This is a genomic window from Agriterribacter sp., assembly GCF_035445465.1.
Taxonomy (GTDB): Bacteria; Bacteroidota; Bacteroidia; order Chitinophagales; family Chitinophagaceae; genus Agriterribacter.
Genome location: NZ_DAOMQT010000065.1, coordinates 1 through 21,157, shown reverse-complemented (window position 1 = coordinate 21,157; position 21,157 = coordinate 1). Strand labels below are relative to the sequence as shown.

The 21,157-nt window shown below is 43.7% G+C and carries 16 protein-coding genes and 1 pseudogene; 3 read left to right on the top strand and 14 right to left on the bottom strand.

The features are described from left to right. Positions 1–364 precede the first annotated feature (364 nt). Complete coding sequence (locus PLE34_RS19470) at positions 365–1,117, top strand: murein L,D-transpeptidase catalytic domain family protein (RefSeq protein ID WP_324559694.1); 753 nt, start codon at positions 365–367, stop codon at positions 1,115–1,117. A 57-nt stretch (positions 1,118–1,174) separates the two neighbouring features. Here the strand turns inward: PLE34_RS19470 and PLE34_RS19465 are convergent, their stop codons facing one another. Both PLE34_RS19465 and PLE34_RS19460 read right to left on the bottom strand, forming a co-directional pair. After that, positions 1,175–1,867 carry a response regulator transcription factor gene (locus tag PLE34_RS19465; protein WP_324559692.1) on the bottom strand — a complete coding sequence of 231 codons (693 nt, stop codon included), beginning with the start codon at positions 1,865–1,867 and terminating at the stop codon, positions 1,175–1,177. Beyond that, positions 1,854–3,281, bottom strand: a complete 1,428-nt coding sequence (locus PLE34_RS19460) for a sensor histidine kinase (RefSeq protein WP_324559690.1) — start codon at positions 3,279–3,281, stop codon at positions 1,854–1,856. Before PLE34_RS19460 ends, PLE34_RS19465 begins: the two co-directional genes overlap by 14 nt. Before the next feature lie 140 nt (positions 3,282–3,421). On the opposite strand from PLE34_RS19460, the gene PLE34_RS19455 reads away from it, so the two are divergent. After that, positions 3,422–3,568, top strand: a complete 147-nt coding sequence (locus PLE34_RS19455; protein ID WP_324559688.1) for a hypothetical protein — start codon at positions 3,422–3,424, stop codon at positions 3,566–3,568. A gap of 97 nt (positions 3,569–3,665) precedes the next feature. On the opposite strand, the gene PLE34_RS19450 is transcribed toward PLE34_RS19455, so the two are convergent. The 6 genes from PLE34_RS19450 to PLE34_RS19425 all read right to left on the bottom strand — a co-directional run bounded on the left by PLE34_RS19450 (position 3,666) and on the right by PLE34_RS19425 (position 11,584). Next, a complete protein-coding gene (locus PLE34_RS19450; protein WP_324559686.1) occupies positions 3,666–7,436 on the bottom strand; it encodes a DEAD/DEAH box helicase in 3,771 nt (1,256 codons plus the stop codon). A gap of 94 nt (positions 7,437–7,530) precedes the next feature. After that, positions 7,531–8,304, bottom strand: coding sequence for a 2-phosphosulfolactate phosphatase (locus PLE34_RS19445; protein WP_324559684.1), 774 nt, complete (start codon positions 8,302–8,304; stop codon positions 7,531–7,533). Between the two features lie 69 nt (positions 8,305–8,373). Then, a complete protein-coding gene (locus PLE34_RS19440) occupies positions 8,374–8,847 on the bottom strand; it encodes an SRPBCC family protein (RefSeq protein WP_324559682.1) in 474 nt (157 codons plus the stop codon). 27 nt (positions 8,848–8,874) lie between these two features. Next, complete coding sequence (gcvT, locus tag PLE34_RS19435) at positions 8,875–9,972, bottom strand: glycine cleavage system aminomethyltransferase GcvT (protein ID WP_324559680.1); 1,098 nt, start codon at positions 9,970–9,972, stop codon at positions 8,875–8,877. 112 nt (positions 9,973–10,084) lie between these two features. Next, positions 10,085–10,621 (bottom strand): gamma carbonic anhydrase family protein, encoded by a 537-nt coding sequence (locus tag PLE34_RS19430; RefSeq protein WP_324559678.1) that lies wholly within the window; start codon positions 10,619–10,621, stop codon positions 10,085–10,087. A gap of 39 nt (positions 10,622–10,660) precedes the next feature. Then, entirely contained in the window at positions 10,661–11,584 is a 924-nt protein-coding gene (locus tag PLE34_RS19425) for a PfkB family carbohydrate kinase (protein WP_324559676.1), read from the bottom strand. 126 nt (positions 11,585–11,710) lie between these two features. Here PLE34_RS19425 and PLE34_RS19420 point away from each other — a divergent pair, with 126 nt between their 5' ends. Then, positions 11,711–11,995: a hypothetical protein gene (locus PLE34_RS19420; protein WP_324559674.1), complete on the top strand. Its 285-nt coding sequence runs from the start codon at positions 11,711–11,713 to the stop codon at positions 11,993–11,995. A gap of 216 nt (positions 11,996–12,211) precedes the next feature. On the opposite strand, the gene PLE34_RS19415 is transcribed toward PLE34_RS19420, so the two are convergent. The 6 genes and pseudogenes from PLE34_RS19415 to PLE34_RS19390 all read right to left on the bottom strand — a co-directional run. Beyond that, positions 12,212–14,746: a TonB-dependent receptor gene (locus PLE34_RS19415; RefSeq protein ID WP_324559672.1), complete on the bottom strand. Its 2,535-nt coding sequence runs from the start codon at positions 14,744–14,746 to the stop codon at positions 12,212–12,214. Positions 14,747–15,031: 285 nt separating this feature from the next. Then, positions 15,032–15,772, bottom strand: coding sequence for a 6-phosphogluconolactonase (pgl, locus tag PLE34_RS19410; protein WP_324559670.1), 741 nt, complete (start codon positions 15,770–15,772; stop codon positions 15,032–15,034). Positions 15,773–15,848: 76 nt separating this feature from the next. Further along, positions 15,849–18,140 (bottom strand): beta-glucosidase BglX, encoded by a 2,292-nt coding sequence (gene bglX / locus PLE34_RS19405; protein WP_324559668.1) that lies wholly within the window; start codon positions 18,138–18,140, stop codon positions 15,849–15,851. 6 nt (positions 18,141–18,146) lie between these two features. Further along, a complete protein-coding gene (locus PLE34_RS19400) occupies positions 18,147–18,809 on the bottom strand; it encodes a GDSL-type esterase/lipase family protein (protein WP_324559666.1) in 663 nt (220 codons plus the stop codon). Between the two features lie 118 nt (positions 18,810–18,927). Beyond that, positions 18,928–20,694: a family 43 glycosylhydrolase gene (locus PLE34_RS19395; RefSeq protein ID WP_324559664.1), complete on the bottom strand. Its 1,767-nt coding sequence runs from the start codon at positions 20,692–20,694 to the stop codon at positions 18,928–18,930. A gap of 131 nt (positions 20,695–20,825) precedes the next feature. Then, positions 20,826–21,157, bottom strand: a pseudogene (locus PLE34_RS19390) (REP-associated tyrosine transposase); the annotation flags it as partial.

Below are 21,157 nucleotides of genomic sequence, written 5' to 3'. Positions count from 1 at the left end.
GCTTTGCTTCGTGTGGGCGGTGGAGACACCGCCCACGGCAGGCCGCCCCGGTTGGGGTCCTCACCAACCGGCGACAATTTTAAATGCACCCTTCAGGGCCAAACTCCGGAATAATCGTTAAATTTAAAAATTATCAATCCTTCTATATGAAGCGGATGTTTCAAATCTGTTAATGTATGTCAAAACAAAATTAAAAATGCAGCAGGTATGAGTAACTTTGTGATCCTTTAAATTCATGTAATACTACTGATTTTAAAAGGTTAAGCATTTTATTGTACCGGCGGTGAGACATCATTCGCTGGTTTATTATTAACAATATCCAAAAGCTAATGCCGTTTATATGAGGCTTAGAAATTATAATCCGATGAAATTCCATTCCGTACCTAAAAAGCTGAGGCTTTGCCTTATTTTTCTTGTGCCTGTATTGCTTTCAGGCATTATTAAGGCGAATCGTTTTTCTCCTGTTCTTCCAACAGTTACCTATTATCTTCCTGCTGATTTTAGTGCGGAAGCCCGCAAAGTATTTGTAAACAGGCTGTACGACAGCATTCATTTAAATGAGCTGGGCCTTCAAAAAGATGTGCTTGAGCTGGCAATGAAAGGATTCAGCAAGTTATCCAATAAGGGCAAGCTCAACAGGGACAGCATTCTTACTATCGTTGATTTTTCACGGTCATCGCGTGAAAAAAGAATGTATATCATTGATCTGAAAAATATTGAACTGCTGTTTAACATACGCGTAGCGCATGGAAAAAATTCGGGAACGGAATATGCGCATCATTTTTCTAACGTAATGGCATCACATAAAAGCAGTCTGGGCTTTTATGTAACACAAAATACCTACAGGGGTGAAAACGGGTATTCGCTGCGTTTGCAGGGAGTGGAAAGGAATATTAATGATAAAGCGCTAAGAAGGAGCATCGTAATACATGGCGCAAATTATGCAGGCGAAAATTTTTTACATCAAAAAGGAATGCTGGGAAGAAGCTTCGGCTGTCCTGCCATTCCCATGGAAAATCACAAAGCCATTATTGATGCTATCAAGGAGGGTTCCTGCCTGTTTATTTATTCGCCCAATAAAAAATATTTAAATCTTTCTACGGTTTTAAACGGTTAGGTAAATATAAGAATGGTTAAGGTTGAGGCCTGGTCTGCTACGGAGACCAGGCTATTTTTATTCCATCACAAACCGGTAGCCTACGCCCTTTACCGTAATGATTTCCAGCGCGGGGTCACTTTTAAGATATCCCCTGAGCTTGGTTATATACACATCTAATGTTCGGGAATTAAAAAATGAGTCGCTTCCCCATAATACATTCAGTATGGCTCTTCTGTCAATTACGGTTTCGCGGTTTTCATACAGCAATCTCAGCAATTCACTTTCCCGGAAAGACAATTTTTTTTCTTCCGTGTTGTGGCACAGGGTTTGCCGGTGCGGATTAAAAATATAGTTGCTCATCCGGATCTCGTCTTTTTGTTCGGTGCTTTGCGCCGCTTCATGCTGGTAACGCAAAGCGTTTTCAATACGCACAATAAGCTCTTCCATGCTGAAAGGCTTGCGGATATAATCGTTCGCCCCTTTATGAAATCCTTTTACCAGGTCGGTGGTTTGGGTTTTTGCGGTTAAAAAAATAATAGGTATCGTGGTGTTCAGTTGCCTGATCTCTTCCGCAATGGCAAACCCGTCTTTATTGGGGAGCATGATATCCAGTATGCAGATATCGGGCTTAAGGCTTTGAAACTGGGGCATCACATCCCCGCCGTCCATCTCCAGCAGCACCTCGTAGCCCCTGCTTTCCAGGCTTTCCTTTACAATTTTTGCCAGGAAAGCTTCATCTTCCACATACAATATCTTAGTTTTCTTCATGGGTAAGGGGCAGTTTAATAATGAACTCACTTCCTTTACCCGGTTCGCTATGCAGGGTAATAGTACCGTGGTGCTGGTTAACAATGTGGGCAACATAGCTCAGGCCTAACCCATATCCTTTAATGTTATGTTTGTTATCAGTAGGAACCCGGAAAAACTTCTCAAAAATTTTGGTTTTATACGCTGCCGGTATGCCAATGCCGTTATCTGATACCCTTATTTCCATCCAGTTATTGTCTTTGGAGCTGATGCTTACTTCAATTTCCGGTTTCTCCCTGCTGTATTTCAGGGCATTATCCAGCAAATTGTAGAGCACGCTGGTAATATGCATATGATCTGCCGTTATCATAAATTGTTGCCCGGAACTGTGTAGCTCAACCTTTGCTTTAGCTTTTTCAAACTGCAGTCCCATGGAAGCAATTACTTCCGTTGCCAGTTGCTTTACATCAAACCGTTCGTATTTTAGTTCTGTTTGCTGTTGTTCAAACATCGAAAGCTTAAGCACTTTATCCACCAGCATAGACAACCTGCTCAATTCGTTTCCTGCTATATCAAGATATTCTTTTGTGCGCTCAGGTTGCTGTATTACATTAAAGTTTTTGATGGCTTCAATGGCCACACTTACCGTGGAAATGGGTGTTTTAAGCTCATGAGTGATATTGCTGATGAAATCGTTTTTAATATCGGTAAGCCGCCGCTGGGCCCTGAGATTCCTGTACAGCACAGAAAAAGCTGTAATGGTGAGCCCGATAAGAAAAACAGAAAAAACAACCTGCGGCAAAACTTTTCCGAAAATGTAATTAAACGTGTTGCCTAACTGAACCTGGTAACTAATGGGATGTGTAAAGCCGATGGTGGCTTTATTCCATTCCGGGCGCTGGGAGTTGGTTCGTTTAATATCGGCTTCCTCCGTTCGTATGATAGAAAAAGGAACATTAATATTTTCCTTCTGCAGGTTATTGGTATAGGCTTCCCTGATATCGGTTACCCTCAGGGAATCCTGCAGGGAATCAATACCAATTAAAAATTCAAAGAAACGTCCTCCCGCCTTGTAGCTTCTGCGCAATAAGGAATCATCGGCCGGCACGCCGGCAGGTCTTTCTACTGTAATAATGGAGTTACGGGTAGGCTGCGAGGGCATGGCAGCGGAGGAATCGCTGAGGCGTTTTCTAACCATGTCTGTAAACCTTGCTATATCGGGTGGCAGGCCATAGCGTAACCTGGTGGTGCTGTCTAATTTCAGTTTGGAAGACTGCAGGTCGAAAACCGATTCCCGGAAGATAACATTGGTACGAAAACGAAGCGTTCTTTTTTCTTCATTAATTTTTATAACGATCCAGTATACCTGGAAGGCCGCTATCAAAATGATGGCTGCTACCATTAAACTAACTGATATGCTGAATTTCCGGGTCATAGTTCGCAAAAGTATATTTTACCTATTTCACAGGGCGATTGTATTAACCTTAATTAACATCTTTGGTTACAATATAATAAAATGTTTCCGGCTTCGTTACTTATTCATTCGCTCATCCAATCCTCATTAAAATAGCCATCATGAACACGGTAACTTCAAGGAAACTTATTGACCTCAACAGGTTGTTTTTCAGCTTACTAAATAAAATTATGCAACGCCCTGATTTTTATCCCATCAAGTATTATCATAAAAGAAGGCGGGGAAGAAACGAGCTGGAAAGCATATAGCGGTTAGGGAGTTTGTGGTTTGGAAGTTTATGGTTAGCGGATTAATAAGCCTTTAAATACTAACTCCGGCCTTGTGCGCCCTATAGCTGACCGCTCATCAACTGAAAAGATATTCCACATCTTCCTTAGAAAGGCTCTTAACAAACGTATTATCGTCTGCAATAAGATCCCTCGCCAATGAGCGCTTTTTTTCCTGTAATTGCAGTATTTTATCCTCAATGGTATCCTTACAGATCATGCGGTAAGCAAAAATATTTTTGGTTTGCCCTATCCGGTGCGTACGGTCAATAGCCTGCTGCTCTACGGCGGGGTTCCACCACGGATCAACGATGTATACATAATCTGCCGCGGTAAGATTTAAACCAACACCACCTGCCTTCAGCGAAATCAGGAATGCCCTGCAGGTATCGTCTTCCTGGAAACGGTTGATAGCTCTTTCCCTTTCGTGGGCCGGTGTGCTTCCGTCAAAGTATTCAAAGGGTACGTCCAGCGATTTCAGTTTTTCCTTTATCAGGGCCAGCATACCCAGGAACTGTGAAAATATAAGGGCCTTATGGTTACTTATATTTTCCGTGATCTCTCTTGCTATCTCTTCCAGCTTAATCGAATGATTGGGGTATTGCTCGGGCTCATTCATAATAGCGGGCGAATCGCAAATTTGCCTCAGCTTCATTAAACCCTGCAAAATGGTAAGCTGCGACTTTTGTATGCCCTGCTCATTGATTACGCCCAGTATTTTATTGCGGTAATCCATGCGGAATGCTTCATAAATTTCCCGCTGCTCAGACTGCATTTCACAAAACAGTATGGTTTCTGTTTTTTCAGGCAGGTCTTTTGCCACCTGTTCCTTGGTGCGGCGGAGAATAAAAGGATACAGCAGCTTTTTTAAGTGCTCTTTCCTGTCCTGCTCCCCGAATTTATCAATAGGCGTAGCAAATTCATTGCGGAAATATTCCACACTGCCCAGCATGCCCGGATTTAAAAAGTTCATCTGGGCATATATATCAAAAGTATTGTTCTGCAAAGGGGTGCCACTCAGGCAAAGCCGGTTTTTTGACACCAGGAGGCCGGCGGCTTTGGTTACCTTGCTCTGCGGGTTTTTAATAGCCTGCGACTCGTCGAGAATAACATAATCGAAATGGATTTCGGTTAGCAGCTTTATATCGCTGCGCAGCGTGCCATAGGTAGTAATGATAACGTTATAGGCATTAAATCCTTCTTTATCCCGGCTCCGGTCGGCCCCATGATGAATATGATAGGTAAGGTCGGGTGTAAATTTCTTTATTTCATTCTCCCAGTTGAACATCAGGGTAGTAGGACAAACCACTATGGCTTTCAGGGAATGATGGGTATCGAGGTAAAACTGGAGGAAAGACAGCGCCTGCACTGTTTTACCCAATCCCATATCATCGGCTAAAATACCACCCCATCCTACTTCACTTAAATAATTCAGCCAGTGATAGCCTGCTACCTGGTAAGGACGTAAAATATGCGCCAGCCTGGGTGTCGGATCAATTTCTTTAATGCGGTTAAAGCCTCTCAGCCTGTTGTATTTTTCTTCCAGCTCTATCAGCACTTCAGCCTCATTCCTTTCTTCATACAGCTCATCTATAACGCTCAAATGGTATTTAGACAGGCGTAATGCATTGTTTTTTCCTTCGCCTACCCTAAAGAGCAAGGAGTATTTTTTTAGCCAGTTTTCGGGTAATATACCCAATGTGCCGTCGTTGAGCTGAACAAACTGCTGCTTGTTCAGCAGCGCCCTTTTGATTTCATCTATACTTACCTGCTGTTCCCCAAACACTACTTTCACCTTGGCATCGAACCAGTCTACACCGTTGCTGATACGAATTTCAGTAGAAGGCCGGGCAGTATTAAAACGGAAGTTTTTCAGCACGTCAAAACCCACTACCGGCACGTTCATTTCTTTCATGCTGTCAACAAACAAAAAGAACCAGTTGTTCTTTAGCACGTCTGCACCCTTTAAAGCCAGCGTTGCTGCTCCTTCGGGATGGATGAAGTTGGAGTGAAGGCTTTCTAACTTTTTGATGAACTGCAGCTCTGCCTGCCGGTTGCGGTGAATTTCCAGCACCTTATCATTTACCGGCAGCGTAATAATATCTTTTGCATTAAACCGTGTTTCAAAGCCTTTGTAGGAAAATACCGGCACAAACAGCAGGTAATCTCCTTTTTCCTGCAGCAGCACCCTTACTTCGGGGTTGCCGTCTTTTACTTCCTGCACCAGCTTTTCGGAAAACCGTACTTTGTATTCTTTGGTTAGCGGAATAATATTCTTTTTCAGGTAATCGGGCCAATCTTCCTTGCTGATGAGCAAATTTTCCTTATTGGCAAATCTTTCAATTTCCAGTATATCTTCCTGCCGGCTCCAGTTATAAAAAGTGTCGGCATATTTAAAGAGCATATTGCTTTTCCATTCATTTTCCTGTAAAGGCACTTCCACGCCGTTAACCTGCACATAACAGGCTATTTCAATTTTGGCTTTTACCGTATTTACATGAATAACGGGAATGGCAGTTTCATCGGCTAACTGAACAGGCAGCAGGTTGGAGGTAATAAAATTTTTCCCCTGCGGCAAAAAGTATACCAGCGTGTTATCTTTCTGCTCGTTAAATAATTTAAGCAGCTTGGGATACCAGTATTCCACTATCAGTGATTTGGTTTCTTCGGGAAGGTCATCATCTTCGTGATGAATGATGTTTTCCCATATTCCGGAAAAAGGAGAATTACGGCTTACGTATTTATTTACTTCGGTTTCGTTCAGCTTTCGGATCTGCTGCAACAGTTGTTTATCCTGGTCGGGGTAGTTGTCTGTAGGTACAAATTTAGAGAGGTCCAGCTTTTCCACTTTGCCGGCAAAGCCTACCCCGGTTTCATTTATTTCACCGCCAACGGCATCTATTCCAAAATTAGGATACACGCCATTGGCTCCGTTAAATACGATACCAATGCGGCTGATATTACTATTATTATGAACAGGGGGGGCTTCTTCCTCGGCCATTACAACTTCCTTTTCTGCAACAACGGTACGGGAGCTAAGCATACTGCCGGATACCGGGTCTGCTCTTTTAATAGAGGTATCAAGCAACCGTAAAAAGGGTTTCCCGTCTTTATAGGTAAATTCAAATTTACCGGTCAGATCATCATCAAGGGAATAGCCGTAAATTTCCAGCAGCTTATTCTTCTGCTTATCCCAGTTGCGGATAGAATCGAAGTAATAGGGTCCGTAGGCATTCAGCAATTGCAGGAAAAGCGTTACTTTATGTACACAAAGCGGATGCTCCTGCTCCTCACATTTACAGGAGGTATCAAAATTCCTTTCTTCATTTTTTTGTATCACCAACGGAAAGGTTTCGCCGTTGCATACCAAGCTGGCTTCTACTCTTTCGTTTGCCGCAGATATAATATTCGCTTTTTGTGTCTGCAGTATTTTTTCAGCTTCTGCATAGCTGTCGGGTGAACTTAAGAGCCTGATGCTTTTCAGCTCAATATCTTTCATTTTAATTACCGTATGGCGCTGGTGATATAAAACATCTTTTTCACCCAGTACGTTTTTATCTAACAGATCCTGCAACTGGAGTAAAGCGGCTGTTTCATGCCGGCAAATGTCGCCGAGGTTATACGGGCAGGTGCACCGGACCGACAGGCCTTTGGGGTCTTTATACTTTTGCACATATACTTTATAGTAAGTGGCATAGCTGTCATCTTTTACCCTGAACGTAACCGAACCCAACAGGTCATCGTGTTCCATTAGCTCAACATAGCTGATCGCATGAATTTTTTTACCCCTCCGGATTACTTCATCTGTGCCATTATTATATACAAACTTGATTAAATGTGGTAAGGCCATGCTTGCGAATAATTCAATAATTCAAGCCTTCTTTCAAAAAAGGCTAATTGGCGAAATTACAAAAAAAAGCTCAGGTGAAAAAGAGGAGACCAAGTTAAGAAGCCGCAAGCCCGGCTTTACTGCAGGCAGCGCTGCCGGTTCCGGCTACCAGCTTTCCTTCTTTATATACCGGTAAAATATTTGCAATATCGGGTGTAAAGCAGTAATGGATATCTTTTTCCAGCCCGTAACCGCTTAAGCGGAGGTAATGTGATGCCTTTTTATTTTTAACAAACCCGTAAACATCCGGCTTCGCTTCTGTATACAGCGCATGCGCCATCATAGAAGCATCGCAGTTGATATCAAAATGTTCCTTTACGCCGGCAATAACCGCCCCGGCAAAAAGCGTGTCTTCGATGTTTACCCTATCTTTCCATGCGGCGCAGGCAAGCAGTACATTTTGTTTTTGGACAATAAGGTGATCGGTTACAGCAGATAAATTAGGGAAGGAGCCGGTAATAATATTTTTTGCCCCTTTTTCAAGGGCCATATATAACAACCGTGTGCCATTGGTTGTGGTAAGTACCAGTACTTTGTTCTCAATAAATGCGCGGGAATATTCAAATGGCGAATTCCCATGTTGCAGCCCCTCTGCTATCCTGCCATCGCGTTCACCCGCTGTAACGGTATCCGGCATACTGCCCAGCTCAATGCACCTGGCCACACTGTCTACCGGTATCACATAGCTTGCACCGTTATACAATGCTGTTGCTATGGTGGAAGTGGCCCGTAACACATCTATGATCACTACGATCGTATTGTCTGCATCATACAGATGCAGCATAGACGGTGAAAGCGCCGTATGCAATGCAGGTTTGTTTCCTTTCATATTGTTATTAATACCACGCTGTTACGAAAGCTGCAAATATCTGAAAGAAAGCAGTATTTACACAAAAGATCAGCCCATAACCGCACGCCACTTTTCCGATTCGGCGTAAAGCTTAACCAGTGCATTGCGTTTGTTCAATAGTGTTTCGAAATAATTTTTCATAAACAATTTGCCCAGCATGCCTCCCACAGCATCCCGCGGCTCTTCCATTTCAACCAGATCAATTACCAGGGTACCATTTTCAACCGGTTTAAAATGATGCTCATGGCGAAAACTTTTCAGATCACCCTTTACCTGTTCCTCAACAAATTTTTCGGGGATGATCATTTCCAGCACTCTTGCAGTGATAGCCCGTGTTTTACCGAGGTGTTTGGCAGAAAGCGTAATGGTATCACCTGCGTTTACCAGTATTCCTGCAGCGCTTGCCGATAAGCTTTCGTTCCGGCCTTCCAGTGCTTTTTTATATACAGTGGTATTACGGCAAAGATCAAATACCCGCTCAACAGGGGCTTTAATAAATGTGGTAAGATGAATGGAAGCCATAGGATGTAAAAGGTTGTTTATAAAGGATTATGATTGTTGCTGCACAAAGGGCAGTTTCGACACTTTCGCTTTCAGGAGCTTATCTCTTACTTCAATATATATTTCGCTGTCTATGCCTGCAAATTCGGTTGTTACATATCCCATTCCAATGGCTCTTCCCAAAGTGGGCGACTGAGTGCCCGATGTAACCCGTCCAATTAAGTTGCCTTCGGCATCTTTAATGCGGTAATCATGACGCGGAATGCCTTTGTCTGTCATTTCAAAGCCTACTAATTTTTTGTCAACACCGGCTGCTTTCTGCTTTTGCAAATATGCACTTGCCATAAAGGGCTTGGTAAATTTGGTGATCCAGCCCAAACCGGCTTCTAACGGTGTGGTAAAATCATCAATATCATTGCCGTATAAGCAATAACCCATTTCTAAGCGAAGGGTGTCTCTTGCGCCGAGCCCTATAGGTTTTAAGCCCAGGGGAGCGCCGGTTTCGAACAGGGTATCCCATACGATGTCTGCATTATTATCTTTGTCTTCAAAATATATTTCTACCCCACCGGCGCCGGTATAACCCGTAGCGCTGATCAGCACATTGTCTATACCTGCAAATTTGCCTTTTATGAAATTGTAATATTTCAGGTTCAATATATCCAGTTCCGTAAGCGGTTGCAAAATTTTGGCCGCATTGGGTCCCTGGATGGCTAAAAGGCAGGTTTTGTCTGAAATATTATGCATTTCCACATTGCCGGTATTATGATGACTGATCCAATCCCAGTCTTTATCAATATTAGAAGCATTAACCACCAGCATATATACTTTATTGTATTCAATACAATATATCAGCAGGTCATCAATAATTCCACCGTTTTCGTTGGTCAGGCAACTGTATTGTATTTTACCGCCGGCAAGCTTTGAGGCATCGTTGGTAGTTACGCGCTGAATAAGGTCCAGCGCTCCTTCACCCTTAAAAATAAACTCACCCATATGGCTAACGTCAAAAACACCTGCATTGTTACGTACGGCAGCATGCTCATCATTAATTCCGGTATAGCTGATGGGCATATTAAAGCCGGCAAACCCGGCCATTTTAGCGCCCGCGGCAATATGCTTTGCTGAAAAAGGGGTTTGTTTCATGAAGATCAAATATTAAAATAATGTAGTATTGTAAAGCGCTTCTGCATAAAGTAACCGGTACCTCCCTGCACAACCTGTAACCTGAACCCTACAACTTGCAACCTGCATCCCCTTAACCCTTCTTACCTTCTCCCTCTTCTTTAAACCAACTGCTGTACATCAGATAATTATTGGCAATACGGTTAATCTCGCCACTGATCAGCTCTTCGGGCACATTCTTTATTTTCCTGGCAGGTACACCTGCATAAATGGCGCCGGCTTCCACTTTCGTACCTTCCAGCACCACCGCGCCTGCCGCAATAATGGAATGACTGCCTATTTCGGCATTATCCATAACAATAGCGCCCATACCTATCAATACATTGTCGTGCACCGTGCAGCCATGTACAATGGCATTATGGCCAATGCTAACATTATTACCGATAACGGTTTTTGTTTTTTGATAGGTACAATGAATAACAGCGCCGTCCTGTATATTCACTTTATTGCCGATGTGAATGGAATTCACATCTCCCCTTACAACAGCATTGAACCATATGCTGCAATCATCACCCATCGTTACATCACCCACTATCGTGGCATTAGGCGCTAAATAACAGTTTTCACCAAAAACCGGCAACACCCCTTTTACCGGCAATAATAGCGGCATAGCATTTCTTTTATTTTTATAAACAGGAAATCCAACTGCCTATACCAATGCGATATCGAAATTCACCAGTTCAACAAATTGTTGCACCCGTTCATCAATCATTTGCCTGTTTAGTTCTTTCAGCCGGGTAGTTCCGAATTTTTCCACGCAAAAGGAAGCGATTGCCGAGCCAATAATAATGGCAGATTTCATACCTTCAAAAGAAAAATCCTTGGTATTATCCAAATAGCCCACGAAACCGCCGGCAAAAGTATCACCTGCCCCGGTTGGATCAAATACTTCATCTATGGGCAGTGCAGGGGCAAAAAACACATGATCTCCATGGAAAAGTAAAGCGCCGTGTTCTCCTTTTTTAATAACCAGGTATTTGGGGCCCATTTTCATGATCTCCTTTGCAGCCCGCACCAGCGAATACTGCGCGCTTAATTGCCTGGCTTCGCTGTCGTTCACCAGCAGGATATCTACTTCTTTCAGCACTTTTTCGAGGTCGGGCATGGCAGTTTCCATCCAGAAATTCATGGTATCCAGCACAATCAGTTTGGGCCGTTCTTTTAATTGTTCTATCACGCTGAGCTGCACGGCAGGCGACAGGTTACCGAGCATTAAAATATCTGCCCCCTGGTAACCCGCAGGCACAACGGGCTCAAAGTCGCCCAATACATTTAACTGGGTTTCCAGCGTGTCCCGGGTGTTCATATCCATGTGGTACTTCCCGCTCCAGAAAAAGGATTTTTTATCTTTTTTTATCTGCACACCTTCCATCTGTGCGCCCCGGGCTTCCAATACATGCAGCTCTTCTTCCGGGAAATCGCCTCCTACAACAGAAATCAGCTGAATGGGCCTCGTAAAGTTAGATGCGCTCCAGGCAATATAGGTAGCCGCGCCCCCCACAATTTTATTACTTTTCCCGAAGGGAGTTTCAATTGCATCAAAAGCCATGGATCCAACAACGATCACAGACATGAGTATATATTTATTTAATGATCAATACTTTGCTTTAAAACCGTGCAAAACTAAGTCAAATAAATTAAGGCCGTACTGGTTTTAGCCAGCCTCTGTGCAAATATGATTTCTTTTTATTTTTGCCGTATGGAATTTGAAAATTTTATTTCCAGTCTCAGTGCCGGCAAGCCGCCTGAAATGGTTTCTGCCTATTTGCAGTCCTTATGGTATGACGCCCGGGGCAACTGGAACAAGGCGCATGATTTGATACAGGATATCCATGATAGTAAAGCTTCCCATATACACGCATACCTGCACCGTAAAGAAGGCGATGCATCAAACGCCGGGTACTGGTATAACCGGGCAGGCAAACCTTATCCGCTTGTTACATTGCAGGAAGAATGGGAAGCGCTGGTAAAAGCGTTGTTATAGAAATGCAGGGGGTGTTTCGGATTTGGGGCTATCAGGTGTCACTTTCAGCGATCTGCGATCAGTTAAGGACCATAGACTGATCTGAATGATGCGTAATAATTTTTAAGGGTCAAAGTAACCTGACCGCTGTGGATATTAAATTCAAAACAGGAAACCTGAAATTTGAAACAAACAATAATCTACAACTTATAACCTCCACCCTGCATCAATCTCAAATCAATCGTCATCCCCACCGCCGCCACGGTTGTTACGGTTCAGCAAAGAAAAATCGGCTTTGCCGAATTTGTAGCTGAAAGTAATGCGAAAATTTCTCACATTCCATCTCCTGTATGAATCCTGGTAAAAATTTTCCGTATCGTAAATGGTTCCCCAGCGCCTGGTATTAAACACATCGTTGATGCCGAAGGTAATGGTGCCCCTGTTGTTTTTTAAAAGATCCTTGCGTATAGCAAAGTCAACGCTGAATTCGGAAAGTCTTTTACCCTGGGGGATCACCCGCGGCGATTCATAATTGCCCATCACCTGGAACGCGAGGTTATTGAATACCGGTTTTTTTTCTGTTTTAATTTTATAGTTGGCCGTGAGCCTGGCATCCCAGTTAAAACCTTTGTTGCTTAGGTCAATATCATTGATACGGGCATTTACTTTCCTGTATTGCAGATTAACACTGGGCGTAATGTCAAAATTGGTGCCCGCTTTATATTGCAGTGTAAACTCGGCCCCGTACCTGTTGGTGGTGCTGGCATTTACCCAGGTATTCAGAATGGCATTGGGATCTACCGCGGCATTTTGCAGTTGCTCATACTGAACGGCTGTTACGGTATCGCTGTATTGCGTAATATCGTTTGGATTATTTCTCCAGTACAAAACGCCTAAAAGATTACCGCCTTTAAACCCTTTGCTGTAATTGAACTCAAACGAATTAATGAACTCCGGCTGCAATTGCGGGTTACCCTGCCGCAGGTTAACCGGGTCATTGATCTCTATATAAGGATTTAACTGCCAGAAATTGGGTCGCCTGATCCTCCTGGAAAAATTAACCTGTATCTCATCATCTTCTCCAATCTGCTGGGTAAGAAAAAGGCTTGGAAATAAGGCATTCCATATATTGCCGAGCGATTTGGGGTACTGGTAACCGAATTTGAAGGCGCTGTCAATCAGTAATCCGTCAAATTTAGAATACTCGGCTCTTAAGCCTGCCTGGAAAGAGAACGTTCCCATTTTTTGCGAATAGGTACCGTATGCGGCATTTACATTTTCGGTGTATTTGTAATTATTACTTAATGGCAGCTTGGTTTCCTGACCGTTATCGTACCCAAAAACATTGAAAAAACTTTCATAATCGTTAAAATAAGCTCTTAACCCTGCTTCAAATTTTGCATTCTCTCCTATAGGGTGAATATAATCGGTTTCAAAAGTAAACTGGTTATTGTTGTTTCTTCCGTCATTATTAACCGTGGCGGGTGATTTATATTCCAGTCCATCGGGATAAAAATACCGGTTAAGAATAGTTGAATTAGAACTGCCTTTACCATAGTTATAGGTAATATCTGCAGTAAGTTCCCGGCCTTCCTGCGGGAAAGTGTGCTTGTAGCTGGCGCGTGTGCTGTTGCGGTTAAATCCCCAGCGGCTGTCGCCCCGGCGGTCGCCATAATACTCTACTACTTTACTGCTGTTGAGGTATTCCTGGTCCTGTACTTCATCATTTTCCGAGTTTCCGCCTCCAAAGCGCTGGGTAACAGAAAGGGTATTGCGGTTATCCATAAAATAATCAAACCCGAAATTAATGGAGCTGAATTTCCGGAAACGGGTATTAACGGAATATTGATTAAAATAATCTCTTGTAACACCCCCCGGCTTGTTTTCTCTCAATGTTTTTCCCTTTGCCTTACCGCCAGACTGATTGTAGCCGCCACTCATGAAAAAATTTAATTTGCCCTGGCGGAGATTCAGGCTGAGATTTCCGTTGAGCACGCGGGGTACGCCAACAGAGGCGCTCACAATTCCGTTTAACCCGAAGCGTTTTTCTTTTTTCAATACCACGTTAATGATCCCTCCCGAAGTGGAAGCATCGAATTTGGCCGATGGATTGGTGATCAGTTCCACTTTTTCAATATGATCGGCAGGTATCTGGTCTAAAGTAAGGATAGTGGGTCTGCCGTCTACAAATATTTGGGGAGTACTGTTGCGCAACTCCACATTACCATCAATATCCACAGAAACTGAAGGAATATTTTTCATTACATCAACGGCTGTACCGCCCGTAGCGGTTAAGCTTCTGGCCACATTAAATACTTTGCGGTCTATGTTCATTTCCAGTGCCGGTCGGGTAGCCGTTATCGTTACACCTTCCAGTTGTTTGATAGCCGGATAAAGCGTAATATTACCCAGGTCTTTCTCAAACTGCCCTTTCTCACCCGATGAAGCTGCAATGATCTGTTCAAAGGGTTCATATCCCAATGCGGAAATAATCAGCTTATAATCATAGGCAGTTGAAATATTGGAGAAGCTGAAATTGCCGTTGGATTTGGTAAGCATTCCGCTATACAGGCTGTCTTTATGTGCCAGGTACAATTGTACGGATGCTGCGTCTATACCTTTGCCTGAATTTTCATCTACCAGTTTACCATATATCCTGTTCGATCTCACCTGCAGGGTGGGCAGATCACCTGTTGGCTGCTGCTCAGGATCCTGTGCATTGGCTTCAAAAGAAATAACAATAAAAACCAGCAATGGTATAACAAATTTCATGCTTTATTTTTGGGATGATAAATCAATACAAACACTTCTAATTATCGCCAAATCTATAGTTAAGCACAGGGCTTAAGGTGCATACGGTTTCCTGGCTTAAGGTGATAAAAGGGATATATATGAGAGATAGAGTAAAGATACAGTTTTATGCAGGAGAGGATGGGAATTGATAGCTATTAAAACGAATCGTTAAGTGATTTTAACTTTTTGTTGTGCTAAGAACTGTTTCTCTTTCCACAGCAGCCTGCCGGCTGGCAGGTTTCACGTTTGACGCAGCCCTATATTTTATTGTCCGGCCAGGGGTTTCGCATTCAGCAAAGCAGCGGCGGCCTCATCAACAAACCAATGCAGTTCACCCGAAGCAGGTTGTATAATTTGTGAGGGATAAACATCAGTATCGGGCCTGCCTTCCAGCACTTCATACAAAGCTTTTGCCTTATTGGCCCCAAAGGTTAAAAACACAACCGATGATGCCCGGTTTACTACAGGCGCCGTAAGTGTAATACGGTACATTTGCTGGGCAGCTAAATAAAACGCTTTCACCCAGGCCGCTTTTTCATGAATGACCGCTGTACCGGGGAAAAGAGAAAGTGTGTGCCCATCGTCGCCCATGCCCGATAATACCAGGTCGAAACTATTTCCTTCCGCTCCAAAATACCCCTGCAGCACTTTTTCATATTCCACCGCCGATTGTTCAGGTTGGATATCGGTTCGCATTACATGCACCTGTTCGGGAATAACGGGAACCTTATTCAGCAAATGCGTATAGGTCATCTTTGCGTTATTGCGGTCATCACTAAATGGTACGGCACGTTCATCGCCCCAAAAAATATGCAGCTTATCCCAGGCAATGCGCTCTTTATACGGACTGGCAGCTAAAAGCCCATACAGGGCTTTGGGCGAATTGCCTCCTGTAAGCACCCAGGTAAACCTGTTCTGCTTTTGCAAAACTGTTTCAATGGTTTGTGTTATCCATTCCGCTAATGCGGCAGTTACGGCTGAAGGGTCTTTTTGTATATGAAGCATGGATTTGAGTAATTTGTGGTTTAAGGTTTCGGGATACAGGTTGCAGGTGCAAGTTACATACAACAAACAGCTTTGATCATAAGGGCAGCAATTTAAAATCAATTTCTTTCACATCCCTGCTGTTGGTGCCTATAAAAATTTTAAAATCTCCGGGCTCGGCCACATACTGAAGATTGCTGTTATAAAATTTCAGGTCATTCACAGAAATAGTGAATTCAACTTTTTTGGACTCCCCCGGTTCCAGCTCAATTTTTTGAAATCCTTTTAATTCCTTTACCGGGCGGGTGATGCTGCCCACCATATCGCGGATATATAGCTGCACGGTTTCCTTTCCGCTACGGTCGCCGGTATTGGTTACCACCACGGAAGCCGTTATTTTCTGGTTTGGCCGGAGCATGGTGCTGCTTAATGTAACATTGCTATAGCTGAAATTCGTATAGCTTAAGCCAAAGCCAAAAGGATAGAGCGGATCATTGGAAACATCTAAATAATTGGAACGGAATTTTTGAAACCATTGTCCTTCCGGCAAAGGCCGCCCGGTATTTTTATGATTATAGTATAGTGGAATCTGCCCTACATTTTGCGGAAAAGTAGCGGTTAATTTTCCCGAAGGATTTACATCTCCAAATAAAACATCGGCAATGGCATTGCCGGCTTCCGTTCCGCCAAACCATGTATTTAATATGGCAGGTACATGCTGCTGTTCCCAAACAAGCGTAAGGGGTCTGCCGGTAAATAAAACCAGCACTACTGGCTTGCCGGTTTTAACCAGCGCTTTCAATAATTTTTTTTGTACATCCGGGATATCAATATTTGTTCTGCCGGCGCTTTCGCCGCTCATTTCCGCCGCTTCACCCAATGCCGCTATAATTACATCCGACTGTGCAGCTATAGACAGCGCTTCTTTTAGCAATGCGCTATCGGATCTTTTATCCCTGCCCAATGATTTTCCAAACATCGTTGCTCTTTGTTCAAGCAAACTGTCTTCCGTTAAATTGGAACCTTTCGCGTATAAGATTTTCGCGGCGTTGCCCGCAGCATTTTGCAAGCCTGTTAAGAGGGAAATGGCTTTTGAAAAATCGGCCGACACGCTCCAGGTGCCCGTCATATTTTCTTTTGCATCGGCCAATGGGCCCACCAGGGCAATGGCGCCATTCTTCTTCAATGGCAAAAGATTGTTTTGGTTTTTCAGCAACACGAAACTTTGTGCCGCTGTTTCCCGTGCTTTCTGTAAATGGGCAGCAGTAAAAATTTCTGAAGCAGCACGGTCACTATCACAATAGCGGTATGGATCATCAAATAAACCCAGCCTGTATTTTGCTTCTAATATTTTACGGCAGGCGTCGTCAATGGCTTTTTGCGTAACTTTTCCTTCCTGCAGCGATTGTTTTAAAGTGGTTAAAAAGCCTTCACCCACCATATCCATATCCATCCCGGCTTTTAAAGCTAAAGCTGCGCAGGTTTGTAAATCGCCCATGCCATGATCTGTCATTTCATTAATGGAAGTATAATCTGAAACGACCAGTCCTTTAAAGCCCCATTGTTTACGTAACAGGTCAGTAAGCAGCCAGCGGTTACCGGAAGCAGGTATGCCGTCAATTTCATTAAAGGATGTCATGATGCTACCTACGCCCGCGTCTATAGCAGCTTTGTACGGGGCAAGGTATTCGTTGTACATTCGTACACGGCTCATGTCGGTAGTATTGTAATCGCGCCCGCCTTCTCCTGCGCCATACAATGCAAAATGTTTTACACAGGACATTAATGTATTAGGGGCAGAAAGATCACTGCCCTGGTAACCTTTTACCATAGCTTTGGCAATGGCAGAACCCAGGTAAGGATCCTCGCCCGATCCTTCCGAAACGCGTCCCCAGCGTGGGTCACGGGTAATGTCTACCATGGGCGAAAAAGTCCAGTTGAGCCCATCGGCAGTAGCTTCTATGGCCGCGATTCGGGCCGATGCTTCTATCAGTTCCATATCCCAGGTGCAGGATAATCCCAGCGGAATGGGAAACAGGGTTTTATACCCGTGAATAACATCCATACCGAAAATGATGGGGATTTTTAAACGGGTTTGGGTAACCGCCAGTTCCTGTGTTTTACGGATACGGCCAACCGAAGCCATGCTGAAGATGCCACCTACCTGTCCCTTTTTTATTTTACTCTCCACATCTGTACTTACTACCGACCCTGTAGTGGCTTCCCCTCCGGTAAGTAAGTTCAGTTGACCAATTTTTTCATCAACCGTCATTTTGCTCATCAATGATGAAACAAAAGCGTTCATCTTTGTTTGCTGAGCCGCGGTTTGCACCTGTGCTGTAAGCGGCAGGTAAGCAACGAAAGTAATACCAATAAAGAGGAGTTTCATAACCAACTATTTAAGGTAAGGTGCCATCGCTTTTTGCCAGATCGCATAGCCATTTTTATTCATGTGCAGCATATCTTCAATGAATAGCTCTTTCCGGGGCCTCCCGTTATCATCCAGCATTAAATGATACGCGTCAACATACACAGCTCTCTTTTGTTTCTTTAAAAACGCTTCTATAGCCCAATTGCCCGCATCCATCTTGAGCATCAGGTGCTCCCGGCTGGGACTGGGTTTCATAGAAACATACAACACCGGTATTCTGGGATATTTATTCCTGATCATGGTAAAGAGCGTAATAAACCTTTGGGCAACTGTTGCCGCGCTAACCGTATCGGATGCCGCCAGGTCATTCTCTCCGCAATAGATCACTACCTGTTTGGGATTATACGCAAAAACAATATCATCTGCATAACGAATCAGATCGGGCAGGCAGGAGCCGCCAAAACCGCGGTTGATAATAGTATGTTGTGGAAAATATTCCTGTACGTCCTTCCAGAAGGTAAATGATGAACTGCCAATGAACAAAACAGCCTGCCTGGGAGGAAAATGAGCGCTGTCGAGCTTTTTGAATTGCTGTATATCATTATAGAAAGGGGCTTGCTGGGCATATACACTTGCAACAGCAAATACAATAAGGAGTACCGCAATGATCCTGGTTATGATTTTCATTCGTATGTTATTAATAATTTCAAAAATACAACTGGTTCCGGCTTTGGCGAGACCCCAAATCACAATCCAAAGCAGACGCTGTCCGGTCTTTAGATATCCGTGCTATAATGATTGACACTTAGTCCGCTTTTACCAGTCCGCTTTTTGCCGATACCCCGTTTTCATTAATTGCCTCTATATTAAAGTAATAGGTTTTCTGACTATCCATTGCTTTAAACCAATACTCATTGGCATTGTGCACCATAATGCAATTGTACAATTTATCCGGCGCTGTGCCGTAATAAATATTATAGGCATACGCATCGTTTACGGGACGCCATTTGAGCCAGGCACTTCGTTTATCCTTTTCCGTGCGCAATACAATAAAATCTTTTGCTACTTCAGGCTTTGCTCCATTGCCTTTACCAAAAACCCTTAACCCGCTGATAGCAAACTTACCGGTGGGCATTTGTATATTTTCCAGCTTAATGTATCTCGCCTGCACAGGAGTTTCCAGCTCCACGTAATCATGCGGCACTTCTTTTTTATTATCGCTTTTATTAACCAGCATTTTCCACCTTTTTCCATCCACGGAGTAATATATTTTGTACTGATGGTATACCCTCAATGATTTACCAAGGAAGCTGCTGTCCACATCCTGGTCGGCATAATTAACCTGTATGGCATTAACGGTGCTCACTGCTCCCAGATCGGTTTGTATCCATTCACCTTTATTTGCAGTGGCGGCGCTCCAGTAGGTTTTAATATTTTCATCCACCGCGTTATTAGCAGTATAACTACCAAGAGTAGACGAAACTATAACCGGTTTATTATAATTCAATAACATCCAGCCGGTAAAATACGCCGAAGGCGCTGCGCTTTTTATAACGTTTTCAACAGCAGTTCCTTCGGGCAGGTAATGCGGGTAATCACCAAAGGCCGTATTACAGAACAGCACATCATCTTTATCAAACCCGGCAGGCCAAATACTGATCCTCCTTTCAAAATTGTTTTTTACTGACAACACGGTTGTAGACACATGCCAGTAATTATTTTGTTTGTCCTGGAAAGTAGCGCCATGGCCCGCACCCCGTGCAAACCCCCCGGGCTTGTAGCTGAAAGGATCGCTTTGGGGCGTGAAAGGCCCCAGCGGATTATCGCCCACCACAACCCCATCGGCATAACCGCTGAACTCGGTACCCGGCGCTCCGTACTGCAGGTAATATTTACCGTTATGCTTAGTCATCCAGGCCCCTTCCAGAAAAGGATCTAAAAAAGTATTGTCCATATGTTCACCGAATCGTTGCCAGCCATAGCGCCATTCTTCCAGAAAATACATTTCTTTTCTCGTGCCAATGGGTTGAAATGTTTTGCGGTTCAGCTCAATGCCATACAGCGGATAGCGGTTGCTGCTGCCATTGTACATATACAACCGTTCATCATTATCTGTAAAGAAGGCGGGATCCCAGCCTCCGATCTCAAACGAATCTACCAAAGGTTTCCAGTCATCCGTTTTAGGATTGGTGCTCATCCACACCGTGAAGTTTTTGGTATAGGTAGAGCCAAACACGATCATGGTATCGCCGATGACCCCCACTGCCGGTGCGCAGAGCTCATCATATACATTATTCCAGGGCCTTAGAAATTTCCGTGAAATAAAATTCCAGTTCAGCATATCACTGCTCCACCAGTAACCCCATTGATTGGTGCTGAATAAATAGTAATCGCCTTTATAGGTAACAATCACCGGGTCGGCAGTAGCCCTGTGCCGGCCCCATTCACTGAAATTGGGTATGGGCGTGTAGCCATAATCTAAATTAACCGGATTACAGTACGTACGCTGCTGCGCTGTTGCGACACCTCCCAGCAGCATAACCATTATGAATACGGTAATTTTTTTGCTCATATAGTGATGTTTTAAGCCGCAGATGCGTACGCTGTTCGTGGGTCCGCTGTGCTGTTCGTGGATCCGCTGTGCTGTTCGTGGCGTCATCGCCACGAACCGTTCTATTATCGCCTCCGGGCGATAGCATATCTTCAAAATAAATAATCAATTTCCATTATTCCCCTGCCTGTTATATAGTTGGAAGCACTGGAATACAAATAATCTTCAGGCTCTGCCACCCAACCCGCTTTTAAAGGATTGTTATGGATATAATCCAGCTTTGTTCTTAAAAATTTTTCTGTTACAATTTCTTCCGGATGATTTGTTCCCGTCCATATTTTATAATCTTTATTTTGATTGGTTTGCTGTGCATGAAACCGGAACATACGCAACAACCATTCTCTTCTGCTTTCGTTTTCAAGTTGTATAGCATGAATGAATTCCTTTGTGCAAAAGGATTTAAAATCCCTGACCGTATCACTCA

What these genes read in the sequence shown, in the direction of transcription:
- PLE34_RS19470 (WP_324559694.1), top strand. Translation starts at nt 365, where the DNA reads ATGAAATTCCATTCCGTACCTAAAAAGCTGAGGCTTTGCCTTATTTTT.
- PLE34_RS19465 (WP_324559692.1), bottom strand. Translation starts at nt 1,867, where the DNA reads ATGAAGAAAACTAAGATATTGTATGTGGAAGATGAAGCTTTCCTGGCA.
- PLE34_RS19460 (WP_324559690.1), bottom strand. Translation starts at nt 3,281, where the DNA reads ATGACCCGGAAATTCAGCATATCAGTTAGTTTAATGGTAGCAGCCATC.
- PLE34_RS19455 (WP_324559688.1), top strand. Translation starts at nt 3,422, where the DNA reads ATGAACACGGTAACTTCAAGGAAACTTATTGACCTCAACAGGTTGTTT.
- PLE34_RS19450 (WP_324559686.1), bottom strand. Translation starts at nt 7,436, where the DNA reads ATGGCCTTACCACATTTAATCAAGTTTGTATATAATAATGGCACAGAT.
- PLE34_RS19445 (WP_324559684.1), bottom strand. Translation starts at nt 8,304, where the DNA reads ATGAAAGGAAACAAACCTGCATTGCATACGGCGCTTTCACCGTCTATG.
- PLE34_RS19440 (WP_324559682.1), bottom strand. Translation starts at nt 8,847, where the DNA reads ATGGCTTCCATTCATCTTACCACATTTATTAAAGCCCCTGTTGAGCGG.
- gcvT (WP_324559680.1), bottom strand. Translation starts at nt 9,972, where the DNA reads ATGAAACAAACCCCTTTTTCAGCAAAGCATATTGCCGCGGGCGCTAAA.
- PLE34_RS19430 (WP_324559678.1), bottom strand. Translation starts at nt 10,621, where the DNA reads ATGCCGCTATTATTGCCGGTAAAAGGGGTGTTGCCGGTTTTTGGTGAA.
- PLE34_RS19425 (WP_324559676.1), bottom strand. Translation starts at nt 11,584, where the DNA reads ATGTCTGTGATCGTTGTTGGATCCATGGCTTTTGATGCAATTGAAACT.
- PLE34_RS19420 (WP_324559674.1), top strand. Translation starts at nt 11,711, where the DNA reads ATGGAATTTGAAAATTTTATTTCCAGTCTCAGTGCCGGCAAGCCGCCT.
- PLE34_RS19415 (WP_324559672.1), bottom strand. Translation starts at nt 14,746, where the DNA reads ATGAAATTTGTTATACCATTGCTGGTTTTTATTGTTATTTCTTTTGAA.
- pgl (WP_324559670.1), bottom strand. Translation starts at nt 15,772, where the DNA reads ATGCTTCATATACAAAAAGACCCTTCAGCCGTAACTGCCGCATTAGCG.
- bglX (WP_324559668.1), bottom strand. Translation starts at nt 18,140, where the DNA reads ATGAAACTCCTCTTTATTGGTATTACTTTCGTTGCTTACCTGCCGCTT.
- PLE34_RS19400 (WP_324559666.1), bottom strand. Translation starts at nt 18,809, where the DNA reads ATGAAAATCATAACCAGGATCATTGCGGTACTCCTTATTGTATTTGCT.
- PLE34_RS19395 (WP_324559664.1), bottom strand. Translation starts at nt 20,694, where the DNA reads ATGAGCAAAAAAATTACCGTATTCATAATGGTTATGCTGCTGGGAGGT.